The 13,191-nt window shown below is 56.2% G+C and carries 13 protein-coding genes and 1 pseudogene; all 14 read right to left on the bottom strand.

The genetic code is table 11. The features are described 5' to 3' along the window. Positions 1-25: 25 nt before the first annotated feature. Complete coding sequence (gene glyA, locus QSJ10_RS14780) at positions 26-1,264, bottom strand: serine hydroxymethyltransferase (protein ID WP_053532734.1); 1,239 nt, start codon at positions 1,262-1,264, stop codon at positions 26-28. Positions 1,265-1,356: 92 nt separating this feature from the next. Beyond that, on the bottom strand, positions 1,357-1,935 hold the full coding sequence (locus tag QSJ10_RS14785; RefSeq protein WP_049625224.1) for a TIGR01440 family protein: 579 nt from the start codon (positions 1,933-1,935) through the stop codon (positions 1,357-1,359). A 586-nt stretch (positions 1,936-2,521) separates the two neighbouring features. Further along, entirely contained in the window at positions 2,522-2,968 is a 447-nt protein-coding gene (rpiB, locus tag QSJ10_RS14790) for a ribose 5-phosphate isomerase B (RefSeq protein ID WP_025949616.1), read from the bottom strand. A gap of 95 nt (positions 2,969-3,063) precedes the next feature. Continuing rightward, entirely contained in the window at positions 3,064-4,353 is a 1,290-nt protein-coding gene (locus QSJ10_RS14795; RefSeq protein WP_053532733.1) for a methyl-accepting chemotaxis protein, read from the bottom strand. A 25-nt stretch (positions 4,354-4,378) separates the two neighbouring features. Further along, the gene (locus QSJ10_RS14800) at positions 4,379-4,825 is read right to left on the bottom strand and encodes a low molecular weight protein arginine phosphatase (RefSeq protein ID WP_033017317.1); all 447 of its coding nucleotides are present in this window, start codon (positions 4,823-4,825) and stop codon (positions 4,379-4,381) included. Between the two features lie 117 nt (positions 4,826-4,942). Further along, positions 4,943-5,494 (bottom strand): manganese efflux pump MntP, encoded by a 552-nt coding sequence (locus tag QSJ10_RS14805; RefSeq protein WP_033017319.1) that lies wholly within the window; start codon positions 5,492-5,494, stop codon positions 4,943-4,945. Between the two features lie 336 nt (positions 5,495-5,830). Further along, positions 5,831-6,891: pseudogene (locus tag QSJ10_RS14810) on the bottom strand (L-threonylcarbamoyladenylate synthase). 123 nt (positions 6,892-7,014) lie between these two features. Further along, positions 7,015-7,902: a stage II sporulation protein R gene (gene spoIIR / locus QSJ10_RS14815; protein ID WP_033017324.1), complete on the bottom strand. Its 888-nt coding sequence runs from the start codon at positions 7,900-7,902 to the stop codon at positions 7,015-7,017. 30 nt (positions 7,903-7,932) lie between these two features. After that, entirely contained in the window at positions 7,933-8,805 is an 873-nt protein-coding gene (gene prmC, locus QSJ10_RS14820) for a peptide chain release factor N(5)-glutamine methyltransferase (RefSeq protein WP_033017325.1), read from the bottom strand. After that, positions 8,795-9,871, bottom strand: coding sequence for a peptide chain release factor 1 (gene prfA / locus QSJ10_RS14825; protein WP_033008402.1), 1,077 nt, complete (start codon positions 9,869-9,871; stop codon positions 8,795-8,797). The genes prmC and prfA overlap by 11 nt, the downstream gene beginning before the upstream one ends. Positions 9,872-9,965: 94 nt before the next feature. After that, positions 9,966-10,406: a hypothetical protein gene (locus tag QSJ10_RS14830; RefSeq protein ID WP_033008404.1), complete on the bottom strand. Its 441-nt coding sequence runs from the start codon at positions 10,404-10,406 to the stop codon at positions 9,966-9,968. Positions 10,407-10,460: 54 nt separating this feature from the next. Next, complete coding sequence (locus QSJ10_RS14835) at positions 10,461-11,084, bottom strand: thymidine kinase (RefSeq protein WP_053532732.1); 624 nt, start codon at positions 11,082-11,084, stop codon at positions 10,461-10,463. A 158-nt stretch (positions 11,085-11,242) separates the two neighbouring features. Further along, on the bottom strand, positions 11,243-11,443 hold the full coding sequence (gene rpmE, locus QSJ10_RS14840) for a 50S ribosomal protein L31 (RefSeq protein ID WP_008880715.1): 201 nt from the start codon (positions 11,441-11,443) through the stop codon (positions 11,243-11,245). A gap of 255 nt (positions 11,444-11,698) precedes the next feature. Then, positions 11,699-12,973: a transcription termination factor Rho gene (rho, locus tag QSJ10_RS14845; RefSeq protein WP_049625378.1), complete on the bottom strand. Its 1,275-nt coding sequence runs from the start codon at positions 12,971-12,973 to the stop codon at positions 11,699-11,701. Between the last annotated feature and the right edge of the window lie 218 nt (positions 12,974-13,191).

Consider the following 13,191-nt stretch of genomic DNA (forward strand, 5'->3'; position numbering starts at 1 on the left):
ACGGTTTCGGACGAAGCGGCGGCGCTTAGTCTTGATAGAGCGGAAACTTTTCCGTCAAAGCGGCGACGCGTTGGCGCGCTTCCTCAAGCGCTTGTTCGCTGCCGACGTTTTTCAGCACAAGGCCGATGATCGCGGCGATTTCGTCCATCTCTTCCAATCCGAAGCCGCGCGTCGTCACCGCAGCCGTGCCGATGCGAATGCCGCTCGTGACAAACGGGCTTTCCGGATCGTACGGAATGGTGTTTTTATTCACTGTAATGCCAACTTCATCCAACACTTTTTCCGCCGTTTTTCCGGTCAGCTGCTGCGGGCGCAAATCGACAAGCAATAAATGGTTGTCCGTGCCGCCGGATACGAGGGTGAACCCTTCGTTTTGCAGGGCGGAGGCAAGTCGTTTGGCGTTATCGACAACGCGCTTCGCGTACGCTTTAAAGTCGTCCTGCAACGCTTCGCCGAACGCCACCGCCTTGGCGGCAATGACATGCATCAGCGGCCCGCCTTGAATGCCAGGGAAAATGGCTTTGTCGATCTGTTTGGCGAACTGCTCCTGGCATAAAATCATCCCGCCGCGCGGACCGCGCAACGTTTTATGCGTCGTCGTCGTAACGAAATGGGCGTACGGCACCGGGTTCGGATGGAGACCTGCCGCAACAAGACCGGCAATATGGGCCATGTCAACCATTAAATAGGCGCCGACTTCATCAGCGATTTCCCGGAATTTGGCGAAATCGATAATGCGCGGATAGGCGCTCGCGCCGGCGACGATCAGCTTCGGCCGATGAAAGCGCGCTTTCTCGCGCACGTCGTCATAATCGATGACATGGGTTTCCGGGTCGACGCCGTATGCGACAAAGTTGTATTGCACACCGCTGAAGTTGACTGGACTGCCGTGCGTCAAATGGCCGCCGTGCGACAAATTCATGCCAAGCACCGTGTCGCCGTGCTCAAGAACGGTGAAATAAACGGCCATGTTCGCCTGCGCCCCCGAATGCGGCTGGACGTTCGCATGCTCCGCCCCGAACAATTGCTTCGCCCGCTCGCGCGCCAACTCTTCGACGATGTCTACGTACTCGCAGCCGCCATAATAGCGGCGGCCCGGATAGCCTTCCGCGTATTTGTTCGTCAGCACCGATCCTTGCGCTTCCATCACCGCGCGGCTGACAAAGTTTTCCGAGGCGATGAGCTCAATCTTGGCATGCTGCCGTTTCCGCTCTTGCTCAATGGCCGCGAACACTTGCGGATCTTGTTGTGGCAAGTAGTTCATCAATAGCTCCCCCTTATGCGAAATCAGTGAATATTCGTTTTTATTTTATCAGCTTCAGCTAGGCAAGTTCAAAGGAAAAATGAATGAAATTGTTAGAAAGAACAGAAATTGTTCGGGTTTTCTAACGTATAGACGGCGCGGGCGCCACCGATCAGCTTTGGCCGCGTCTTCGCCAGCGTCACGCACGCCGATCCAATGTGCTTCACCGAAACGCGCACGGGAACGGCAACCGGCTTCAAATGCATACCGATGAGCGTATGGCCGATGTCAATGCCGGCATCGGCGCGAATCGCCTCGACAACGACCGGGTCAGCGAACTTTCGATAGGCGTAGGCGGCCATCGCCCCACCCGCTTTCGGCACCGGAACGACCGAAACGATCTCCAGCCCGTGAGTTTTGGCGGTTTCCCGTTCGACAACAAGCGCCCGATTTAAATGTTCACAACATTGAAACGCGAGCGCAATGCCGGTTTCGCGCCGCCACGCGTCAAGCTCGGCAAACAGCATGGCGGCAACGTCCATCGATCCAGCCGTGCCGATCCGCTCGCCAAGTACCTCGCTCGTACTGCAGCCGATCACAACGACATCGCCGCGGCCAAGCGGAGCCTGTTTGCGAAACTCATGCAAGATGGCTTGCCATTGCTGCCGCCATTCGGTCAATCGGGCGTCCATTCCTTTTCCTCCTTCGCACGGTGTGCCCCACACGATCCTTGACGAACACTAGAAGTCTAGTGATGTAACGGAAAATGCGGCTCCATCACATTGCTTTTCAAATGGAGAAACCTTATACATGCTGCTCTTCCTTCACTTTAGAATCATCCATTTCAAAAAACGGCTGTTTTTCAATGGCCTTCTATATAGATGCAACGAAATCGTTTAACATATCCTTGACGGAAAAGTGGCTCATCCATTTTTGACTGTCGAAGGCAAGCCGTAGGCTTGCCTCCGTCACGCTAAGGCGTGACGGAAGACCGAACCACGACTCGCTTAAAGACCCATTCATGGGTCTTTAAGCGGTGTTGTTCGGTCACTCGACAGTTGGATGAAATGACCGGTCAAAACGAAAAATGTTAAAGCTTTAAATTGCATCTATTATTATATAGTATTTTCACCAATGATTCGCGAAAGATGAACGGCGTTTGTTGTGAACATCGCCGGATTCCCAGCCTTTGCGCTGCTGCCCTCATGAAGCTAGACGCCCACACCTTTCGCTTATGGCCCACAGGCCGCATCCGCTCCGATGCGGCCCTGGTTCTGCCTACAAATGCTTGTTTTCATAGTCGGCGATTTTGCCGATTCGCCGCGCATGGCGTCCGCCTTCAAATTCGGTCTCAAGCCATGCCTTGGCGATTTCGCGCGCCAGGCCGGGGCCGATGACGCGCTCCCCCATCGCGAGAATGTTGCTGTCATTATGCATGCGCGTCAGCTTGGCGCTGTAGACGTCGTGGCAAAGGGCGCAGCGCACCCCTTTCACTTTGTTGGCGGCAATCGTCATACCGATGCCGGTGCCGCAAATCAAAATGCCGCGGTCAAATTCGCCGCGCGCCACTTTTTCCGCGACAGGGAGCGCGTAATCCGGATAATCGACCGATGTTTCACAATCGCAGCCGAAATCGGTGTACTCGATTCCCATTTCATCCAACAGTGCTTTAATTTCTTCACGAATGCGAACTCCGCCATGGTCAGAAGCAATCGCAACTTTCATCACATTCGGACGAGGAACCCTAGGCTTCGCCGTGATAGCGAAAGCCAGGGAGGAATCGCCCTTCCTCCTTTCGACAAATCATATTTGCCTGTGCATCAACGGGTGCGAAACCGGGCGACAGCCTCCTGCAATTGTTCGGCCTGTTCCACCAACTCGCCAGCCAGTTGATGCACATCGTTGATCGATGCAGCCTGCTCCTCGGTCGCCGCCGCCACTTCGAGCGCGCCGGCGGACGTCTGCTCAGCAATCGCCGCCACTTCTTGCGTTTGCGCCGCGACCCGCTCCATATGCCCCATTTGACGCTTCGCCAGCTCAGCGATGTCATGGACGGCGCGGATCACTTCATCAGCTGAGGCCGCCATGGCCGCAATGGCCTCATTCGTGCGCTCCCCTTTCGCCGCCTCAGCGTTGGCAGCAGCCACCTGCTTGTCCATTTGCGCCACCACACGGGCGACTTCATTTTTAATGTTGCCGACCAGTTCCGCGATTTTCTTGACCGCCTTGGCGCTCTCATCCGCCAGCTTGCGCACTTCCTCGGCGACAACCGCAAACCCCCGGCCGTGCTCGCCGGCGCGGGCTGCCTCAATGGAAGCATTGAGCGCAAGCAAGTTCGTCTGTTCGGCGATGTCCGCGACAAGCAACGTAATGTTGCCGATTTGATTGGCGTGTGCTTCGAGCTGCTTGACAGCCGCCCGCGACCGTTCTTGATCGTCAGCCAGCTGATCGATGCCGCTAATGAGCGAATCGGTGATATCGCGGCTTGCCTTCAACGTTTCGGCCATCCCATATACCGACTGTTCCGCTCGCTCGGCTGTTTCTTTGACTTGCACGGCGATGGCAAGCACATCCTCGGCCGCCGCAGCCGCTTCTTGGATCGCCTCGGCCGAAGACGCCGCCCCTTTGGAAATGTCGTCAATCGTCGCTGCAATATCGCGTGCACGGCTTGACGCTGTTTCGGACGCCTGCCTCATTTCCACCGTCTTTTCCGTCGTGCGCGCTGCGCTCTCTTCCACATTGGCGACGACGGCGCGCAAATGGCCGAGCATCCGGTTGAACGCGACAGCCAGCGAGCGAATTTCGTCATGGGAAGAGGGCAGCGGAACATCCTCATCGATATGCCCTTCTGTCGCCTTTGCCGCCGCTTCCTCGAGCCGTTGCAGCGGCCTTGTAATCCAGCCAGCGGCCAAATAGGCAAGCACTCCGGACCAAAAGATGCCAAGGAGCAACACGATCATCGTGAACACGCTTTTGTTCCATGAGGCGAACCACTGATCATACAAAACGTACAAGAAAAAGGCGCTCGTTGAATACGTGATCAGCGCCAACGCTGTCGTAAAGACGACGAGCTTCAGGCGCAAACCGAACCGATGACTTGTCCCCCCCATTTGTGTTCTCCCTCACTTCTTTACCTCATTGTTCTGTTTGCAACTTTTCCGCCAAGCGGTCAATGAGCGTCTCCAGCTCATCGCGCGCCGCCCGGTACACTTCAATCGGCCCACCGAACGGATCGGCGATGTCGCCGTCTGTTCCCGAGACGAACTGCTTCAATGTAAACGTTTTGTCCTTCGCTTCTGGGAAACGCTCGACGATCATGTCTTTATGGCCGGATGTCATCGCCAGCACGTGCGTCGCCCAGTCGATATGCTCTTTTTTCAGCTGCGAGGAGCGGTGGGCCGCTTCGATTCCTTTTTCCTTCAACACCATCTTGGCGTGAACCGACGCCTCGCTCCCTTCCGCCGCAAACACGCCGGCCGATTTCACCTCGACGCCTGGCAGCTGCTTATTCTCCAGCAGCGCAGCGGCCATCGGGCTCCGGCATGTATTGCCCGTGCAAACGAACAAAATGCGATATGGCATACAACCACCTCTTCACATCAATGACTTACCATCAATATACCATAGGGAAAAGAGCAAAAAAAGCAGGCAGCCCGCTTTTTCCCCGACTGGGAAGAAAAAACCGGTCCGCCCCGTTTGTTAAGAAAAAAGCAGCTTCAGCCCGAACGCGAGCAAAATGCTGCCGCCGAGCGCTTCGCTGTACGAGCCGAGCCATTGTTGAAAATGGCGGCCGACAAAGAGCCCAAGCCATGTCAGCACCGTGCTGAACAGGCCAAACAGCAAAATCGTCACCATCGTCCGCGCTCCGAAAATGCCGAGGCTCAGCCCGACGGAAAAGCTGTCTAGGCTGACGCTGAACGCAAAAAAAAGCAGCCCGGCGCCGTGCGGAAATAGTTGCGACCCGTCCTCCCGCTGGAACGAAGCCATAATCATCTGCGCGCCCAGCCATAGCAACAGCACCCCGCCTGCATATGTCGCGATGCTTCCAAACTCGCGCGACAACAAACGGCCGACCAACATGCCGATTAGCGGCATTACAATATGAAATAACCCGATCGTCACCCCGATATAAAAAATTTGCCGGAGCCGAAGGCGCAGCAGCCCCATCCCTAGGGCGACCGAAAAAGCATCCATCCCTAACGCCAGCGCCATCAGCGACAAGGCGATGATCTCGCCGATTAACGCGCCCATTTCTCTTCCCTCCCGGACTGGCCTTACTGCTAGCATATGCGCGTCCGGAGCTCTTTAGAAGCGGCGCGTGGCCCAGCCGCTTCCTGCCAACCCAAAGGCGAATGGCGGCGTTGTCCCGCCCTGCACGCCCACGGAACGGCCGCAGCCCGGCAAAGCAGCGATGGACAAAAAAACGACGATTTCCAAAGGCCGTTGCCACCGCCCTTGAAAACCGTCTCCATTTTGTTGCGAGCCGCGCGGATGAAAGATAGACCGCCCCCAAACCGTCTCCGTTTTGTTGCCGGTTCAGCCCGACGGCGCCGCTTTTTCTCGCCTGCCGGCCGCGTCATCCATCATCTAGCCGCTGATCACGCGCCCCCCGGCCGCTTTGCGCAGCCGGTTCATAATCGCCGCGCCGAGGCCTTCTTCCGGAAATGCCTCGCTGTAAATGAGATCGACGTTCGTTTCATCAAATCGGCGCAGCGTGTCGTACAGCCGGCTCGCGACCGTCTCAAGCGCCTGGCGCGTTCCGCACGGCAGCACGACATCGGCCGCATACCGGTCCTTGTTTTCCTCGGTCGTCAACACGCCGACCGTTTTCCCTTCCGCCCGGCTTTCGTCCACGAGCTGCTGCAAAAACGCCGGTGGGCCGGCGACAATCCAAAGCGGCGCTTTCGGGGCATAATGCGTATATTTCATGCCGGGCGCTTTCGGCGCTGCCTGTTCGTCCCCGCCGCCGGCCGCCTCGGCGACATGACCAATCACTTCGCTTAACATTTCTTTTGTCACCCCGCCCGGACGCAAAATCACCGGCACGTCCCCGCTGCAGTCGAGCACGGTCGATTCCACGCCAATGCCCGTCGGACCGCCGTCAATCACCCCAGCGATTCGCCCGTTTAAGTCCGCGAGCACGTGCGCGGCTGTCGTCGGGCTCGGCCTGCCGGAGCGGTCGCGCTTGGAGCGGCAAGCGCCAGACCGCTCGCCTCGATCAACGCCAGAGCCAGCGGGTGATCCGGCATGCGCACCGCCACCGTCGGCAGCCCGGCCGTCACTCGCTCGGACACGGCCCCCGCTCGTTTCGGCAAAACGAGGGTGAGCGGCCCCGGCCAAAACCGCTCCATTAACGTCTCAGCCACTGGCGGAAGCGGCGTGGCGACCGCCTCCGCTTGCGCACGACTGGCGACGTGGACGATGAGCGGGTTGTCGCTTGGCCGCCCTTTGGCTTCAAAAATTTTCTCCACTGCCGCCGTATTGGCGGCATCCGCTCCTAAACCGTACACCGTTTCGGTCGGAAACGCGACTACTTCCCCCGCCCGCAGCCATTCGGCCGCCTCTCGTATTTGTGGATAAACTTGCTGTTTATCAACAATATTATCCACAATCCAAACACGTGTTTTCACTCGTTTCACCTTCTCCATGATTCATCTTGAAAATGGCGGATTTTTTTACAAGCGTCAGATCGCCGCCCGATTTCTTTCCACAGTTATACACAAATTGTGAATAAACTTGTTATTTTTGTGGATAACTTTGTGGATAGATGCTTATGGAATGAGATGGCTGAGCCATTCTTTGAAGAAAAATTTGACTTCCACCGGCTGTTCCGGCTCGGCCATGACGACGAAGGACGATTCTTGATCATCCGTGTCCCCTTTGTCCTTCTCGCCATCCGCATGGATGGACGAAGCGGCGCGATCTTCGGTTTCCGCCATCGCATCCCTCTCCTCTTTCGGTTCGTCCTGCTCGATGGCCTGCTCGCCGCTTCGCATCGCCTCAGCTTCCGCTTCGGCGGCCTCGCTGTTTTGCGTCGACCCGGCTTCCATTGACCGGACGCTCTCAGCCGACACCGGTTCATTCGTTCCGGCGGGCGATCGGTTCGCCGCCATCATGACCGCATCGCCGTTGGAAAAATCGAGAAAACAAAGCGGTGGAAACAAGACGCACCACCAGTTTGCCCCTTTTCCTTCCCCGAGCGTAATGAGAAGGGCATCATACGTGCCGGCTGGATACACATAATTGCCGTACACTTTCGTCGGAAACTGAACTGAGCCAAACTGCACATGGTACGACTGGCTGCTTTGCTCTTCGCGAAGCACGCGGGCGACTGTTTGCTCGATCTCCGGCAAGTGCGAGCGGATGACGCGCTTCGCTTCGTCCACCGACGTAAGCTCCGCCACCCAGCCGTTGATTTGCGCATTGACCGCATCGCGCACTTTTCGCTTTAGCTGTTGATCTTTGTCGGCGTCACTGTTCGCCAAGATGCGCAGGCGAATCGCCTCATCGGGAATGGCGACAACGGCGTTTGCCCCGGCGTTCGTCTGCTGGCCGTACAAGTTAATGAGCACACCTGTGATTAATAGAGTGATATATAAACAAATCGCGAGCGAATGTCCCTTGATCACCATGATCGGCACCGTCCTTTCATCTTCCATTGTGGACGGCGCCGCTTCATTTTAAACCTATCAATCTAATTTTTTTCTTGTCATATATACCATCCGCTCTTTGCCGTTCAAATCAACGGCGACCTCAATCTCAGCATCTGGAAACGCTGCAGCCAAGAGCGCCGCCACCGCTTTTCCCTGCCCGGCGCCGATTTCAAATGCCGCGAGCGAAGGGACACCGAGCACAAGCGGGAGCTCGCGGGCAAAGCGGCGGTAAAAGTCAAGCCCATCGCGGCCGCCAAACAGCGCCGTATGCGGCTCATGCTCTTTTACGACAGGCGAAAGGACCGCCGCATCCATCTCCGGGATGTACGGCGGGTTGGACACGACAACATCAACCGTCTGTCCGCCTTGTATAAACGGCTGCAGCAAATCGCCGCATCGAAATGCGACGCGCGCGCCAAGCCGTTCGGCGTTTTCCTTGGCGACAGCGAGCGCTTCTTTGGAAATGTCGGTAGCGGTCACGGACAGCCGCTCGTTTTCAAGCGCCAGCGTGATGGCGATCGCCCCGCTACCGGTGCCGACATCAACGACATCGATCCGTCGGCGGCCGGCAAACAGGCGGGGAAGGCGCTCGAGCACCCCGAGCACAAGCTCTTCCGTTTCCGGACGCGGGATCAACACGTGGCGGTTGACGAGAAACGGCCGTCCATAAAACCATTCATAGCCAATCAAATATTGAATCGGCACATGCTCCATCGCATGGCGACGCACATCGGCCGCAAACCGTTCGTACAACGCTTCCTCAACCGGCTCCCGCCAGCGGGCGAACAGCCCGGCCCGATCGACGGCCAAATGATGGCACAGCAGCCACTCCGCCGCCCGTTCTTCTTTTCCATGGGCGCGCAAAAAAGAAGAAGCCCAGGCGAGGACTTCGTGGACGTTACGACGCATCGTTCGCTTGCTCCAATTTTTTCGCCTGATCGTCCAAAATGAGCGCCTCGATAATTTCGTCGAGGTGGCCATCGAGCACTTGATCGAGCTTTTGGATCGTCAATCCGATGCGGTGGTCCGTGACGCGGTTTTGCGGGAAGTTGTACGTCCGGATGCGCTCGGAACGGTCGCCGGTGCCGACTGCCTGCTTGCGCGTTTGGTCATATTCGGCGCGCGCTTCTTGCTGGTACTTGTCATAAATGCGGGCACGCAATACTTTCATCGCTTTTTCTTTGTTTTTGATTTGCGATTTTTCGTCTTGGCACGTGACAACAATGCCGGTCGGAATATGGGTGAGGCGCACGGCCGACATTGTCGTGTTGACGCTTTGCCCACCCGGTCCGCTTGAGGCGAACGTGTCGACGCGAATGTCTTTTTCATTGATTTCGACTTCGATTTCTTCCATCTCCGGCAGGCAGGCGACCGTCGCCGTCGACGTATGGATGCGCCCGCCTGACTCCGTTTCCGGGACGCGCTGGACGCGATGCGCGCCGTTTTCAAACTTGAGCTTCGAATATGCGCCTTTTCCGTTGACCATAAAAATGATTTCTTTATAGCCGCCGAGGCCGGTCGGGCTCGCTTCGATCACTTCCGTCTTCCACCCTTGCGATTCCGCATAGCGCGTATACATCCGGTACAAGTCGCCGGCAAACAGCGCTGCCTCTTCACCGCCGGCGGCCGCGCGGATTTCCATAATGACGTTTTTCTCATCGTTCGGGTCTTTCGGCAAAAGCAGCACTTTCAGCTTTTCAACAAGCGCCTCTTCCCGTTCTTCCAGCTCGTCAATTTCCTCTTTCACCATCTCCCGCAGCTCCGGATCGAGCTTTTCCTCAAGCATCGCCTTCGCTTCCGCGAGTTGGTCGCGAACCGATTTGTATTCACGGTACGTTTGCACCGTTTCCGCCAAATCAGCCTGCTCTTTCGAATAATCGCGCAGTTTTTTCGGATCATTGATGACTTCCGGATCCATTAAAAGTTCATTCAGCTTCTCATACCGTTGTTCGACAGCTTCCAACCGGTCAAACACATCACTCACCTCTGTTTTTCCACACAGTCTAATTTCAAATTATATCATGAAAAAAGGCCAAACAAAAACTCCCGCTGTTCGCAAGCGGGAGCTTTTAGTTCAAGCGCACAACAATTTCGTATGTCGGAATCGCTTTTGTCAACAATTTGTCGATGCGGCTCGCCTCGCGCCGCCGCTCTGCAGCAGACAACTCATCCGGCACATCGACGGTGACATACATATTGCCGCCGTGAAACCAAACGGAAACGGGGCGATAGTCGGTGTGCCGCTCGATCAGCTGCATTGCTTTGCGCGTATCGGCGCGCTGATTTTCGCTTCCTTCGGTCAAACTGATGAAGTTCGGATTTTGCCGCGTTTTTTCCGGATCGTCAAAGTTGTTGTACAAGTCGCGGTCGGCATCGATTTTCGGCCGTCCGTCCGTCATCAGCCGCGTGCCGTTTTTGTCTTCGCTTTGCTGACGGTAGGACGGGTGATCTGGGTTGAGCGAGCAGGCAGAAAGAAGCAAAACAACCCCTAACAGCCAGATGCGTTTCATCATTTCTCCTCCCTGCTGTTAGGATGTCCGCAACAGGCAAGAATATGTACGCCTTCATTCGCCTGCCCGTTCGGAAAGCGGGCGGCCGTACCATTTGTTCGGTTTGCCCGGCACTTCATGGTGATGGCGGCAGCGCGGTTCGTACGCTTCGCTGGCGCCGACCAAAATGACCGGATCATCATAAGAGGCAGGCACCCCGTTAATGAGCCGCTGCGTCCGGCTGGCCGGGGAGCCGCACACCGTGCATACCGCTTGCAGCTTCGTCACCGACTCGGCGATCGCCATCAGCGCTGGCACCGGCCCAAACGGTTCGCCGCGGAAATCTTGATCCAACCCGGCGGCGATGACGCGATAGCCGCGGTTGGCGAGCGTTTGGACGACGTCGATAATGTCATCAGAAAAAAATTGCACTTCATCGATGGCGACGACATCGGTGGCGGCGGAAATGTAACGAAACATTTCCGCAGGCGTCGCGACCGGAATGGCGATCACCGAATTGCCGTTATGCGACACGACGGCATCTTCGCGGTAACGGTTGTCGATCGTTGGTTTGAATACCTTCACTTCCTGTTTGGCAAACTGAGCGCGGCGGATGCGGCGGATCAGCTCTTCCGATTTGCCGGAAAACATGCTGCCGCAAATGACTTCGAGCCAGCCGGACTGCGTCATCACGTACATCGGGCCCTCTCCTTTCGCTCCACACTGTCATCGAAACGATGAGCGCCCCTGCCAGGCCAGGCCAAAACGGCCGGGGCGCCCTGGCGACAGGGGCCGTCCATCTAGTTTCACGAAAAAGCAGGCAAGCGCACCGCTTGCCTGCTTTCGTCCGTCCTTGATTACTTAAGGCCGTATTTTTTATTGAATTTATCGACGCGGCCCGCTGCCGAAACGAATTTTTGTTTGCCCGTGAAGAACGGATGGCATTCCGAGCAAATCTCAACGCGCAGTTCGTCTTTGACCGAACCGCTTTCGAACTCGTTTCCGCATGCGCAGCGGACGATTACTTTTTTGTACGCTGGATGGATCCCTTGTTTCATCGTTTTCATCTCCTTCCGCCCTGTATCTCATCGAAACAGAGTTATTCGTTCGCGCGGGCTCAGCCAAGCCAAGACTTCTCCCGGTTTGGCCGGGCGCCGCGCATGGAACGGCCGGGGCTTCGCGGAAGCGGCCCGGCCGGTGCAGACGGTTCATCGTATGAACACATCGATGTTGGTCCAAACACACATGTTAAGATTATAACAGCTTTTCCGCTCATTTGCAACGGGCGATTCCCGACAAATTCCGCCAGCTTGTTATAGGCGAAGCGGGCCGCCGTTTCTCCATTCTTGCTCAAGCAGCGCGAAAAACTCTTCGTTTGATTTTGTGCGGCGCAGTTTGTTCAAAAACCGCTCGATAAAATCCGGCGAGTCGGCCATCGTTTTGCGAATCGCCCACAGTTTTTCTAAATGTTCTTTCGGGATGAGCAGCTCCTCTTTGCGCGTCCCGGAGCGGCGAATGTCGATGGCCGGGAAAATGCGGCGCTCGGCGAGCGAGCGGTCGAGATGGAGCTCCATGTTGCCCGTCCCCTTGAACTCTTCGTAAATGACGTCATCCATGCGTGACCCGGTGTCGATGAGGGCGGTCGCCAAAATCGTCAAGCTGCCGCCTTCTTCAATGTTGCGCGCCGCGCCGAAAAAGCGCTTCGGCCGATGAAACGCCGCCGGATCGATCCCGCCCGAGAGCGTGCGCCCGCTCGGCGGAATGACCAGGTTGTACGCGCGGGCGAGGCGCGTGATGCTGTCCATCAAAATGACGACATCGCGCTTATGTTCAACAAGCCGCATCGCCCGCTCCAGGACGAGTTCAGACACCCGGATATGGTTTTCCGGCACCTCGTCAAACGTCGAGCTGACGACTTCTCCTTGCACCGACCGCTCAATGTCGGTCACTTCTTCCGGCCGCTCGTCAATGAGCAAGACGATCAACTCGACATCTGGATGGTTCGTCGTAATGCTGTTGGCGATTTCTTTCAGCAGCATCGTTTTCCCAGCTTTTGGCGGCGCGACGATCAATCCGCGCTGGCCGAAGCCGACCGGCGCGATCAAGTCGATGATGCGGGTCGACAGCTTGTCCGGAGTCGTTTCGAGCTTCATTTGCCGGTTCGGATAAAGCGGTGTCAACGCCGGAAAGTGGACGCGTTCCTTGGCGATTTCCGGGTCTTCGCCGTTGACCGCTTCGACATGAAGCAAGCCGAAGTAGCGTTCGTTCTCTTTCGGCGGCCGCACCTTGCCGGATACTTTGTCTCCATTGCGCAGATCAAAACGACGGATTTGGGAAGCGGAAATGTAAATGTCTTCCGAGCTCGGGGAATAGCCGACCGGACGCAAAAAACCGAATCCTTCCGACGGAATGATTTCGAGAACGCCTTCCATGAACGAGAGGCCGTCTTGTTCGGCACGTGCTTTCAAAATGGCAAAAATAAGCTCTTTTTTCGTCAACTTGCTGTAATAAGAAATTTTGTATTGCTTGGCGAGCTCATACAGCTCTTTGAGCTTCATGTTTTCTAAAGCCGCTAACGTTAAGTCCATTTTGACACCACACTTTGCAAAGTTTCCTATTCTCCCATCGTTTTTGTTCGGGCATCGTTCGACAGGCGAAGGGATCATTTCGTATAAGAAGATAATGAAGGCTGAAATGAAGTAGAATGGCAGAGCTTATTTTTGCATAAGCAACACGACTATTTTACCCTTTTTTCCGCTTTTTAATCAATCTTTTTTTCGTTCCGGGCAAAGCGGCGCCTCTCGAT

This window comes from Geobacillus stearothermophilus ATCC 12980, from assembly GCF_030369615.1.
GTDB classification, from domain to species: domain Bacteria; phylum Bacillota; class Bacilli; order Bacillales; family Anoxybacillaceae; genus Geobacillus; species Geobacillus stearothermophilus.

What these genes read in the sequence shown, in the direction of transcription:
- glyA (WP_053532734.1), bottom strand. Translation starts at nt 1,264, where the DNA reads ATGAACTACTTGCCACAACAAGATCCGCAAGTGTTCGCGGCCATTGAG.
- QSJ10_RS14785 (WP_049625224.1), bottom strand. Translation starts at nt 1,935, where the DNA reads ATGGACGCCCGATTGACCGAATGGCGGCAGCAATGGCAAGCCATCTTG.
- rpiB (WP_025949616.1), bottom strand. Translation starts at nt 2,968, where the DNA reads ATGAAAGTTGCGATTGCTTCTGACCATGGCGGAGTTCGCATTCGTGAA.
- QSJ10_RS14795 (WP_053532733.1), bottom strand. Translation starts at nt 4,353, where the DNA reads ATGGGGGGGACAAGTCATCGGTTCGGTTTGCGCCTGAAGCTCGTCGTC.
- QSJ10_RS14800 (WP_033017317.1), bottom strand. Translation starts at nt 4,825, where the DNA reads ATGCCATATCGCATTTTGTTCGTTTGCACGGGCAATACATGCCGGAGC.
- QSJ10_RS14805 (WP_033017319.1), bottom strand. Translation starts at nt 5,494, where the DNA reads ATGGGCGCGTTAATCGGCGAGATCATCGCCTTGTCGCTGATGGCGCTG.
- spoIIR (WP_033017324.1), bottom strand. Translation starts at nt 7,902, where the DNA reads ATGGAAGATGAAAGGACGGTGCCGATCATGGTGATCAAGGGACATTCG.
- prmC (WP_033017325.1), bottom strand. Translation starts at nt 8,805, where the DNA reads ATGCGTCGTAACGTCCACGAAGTCCTCGCCTGGGCTTCTTCTTTTTTG.
- QSJ10_RS14830 (WP_033008404.1), bottom strand. Translation starts at nt 10,406, where the DNA reads ATGAAACGCATCTGGCTGTTAGGGGTTGTTTTGCTTCTTTCTGCCTGC.
- QSJ10_RS14835 (WP_053532732.1), bottom strand. Translation starts at nt 11,084, where the DNA reads ATGTACGTGATGACGCAGTCCGGCTGGCTCGAAGTCATTTGCGGCAGC.
- rpmE (WP_008880715.1), bottom strand. Translation starts at nt 11,443, where the DNA reads ATGAAACAAGGGATCCATCCAGCGTACAAAAAAGTAATCGTCCGCTGC.
- rho (WP_049625378.1), bottom strand. Translation starts at nt 12,973, where the DNA reads ATGGACTTAACGTTAGCGGCTTTAGAAAACATGAAGCTCAAAGAGCTG.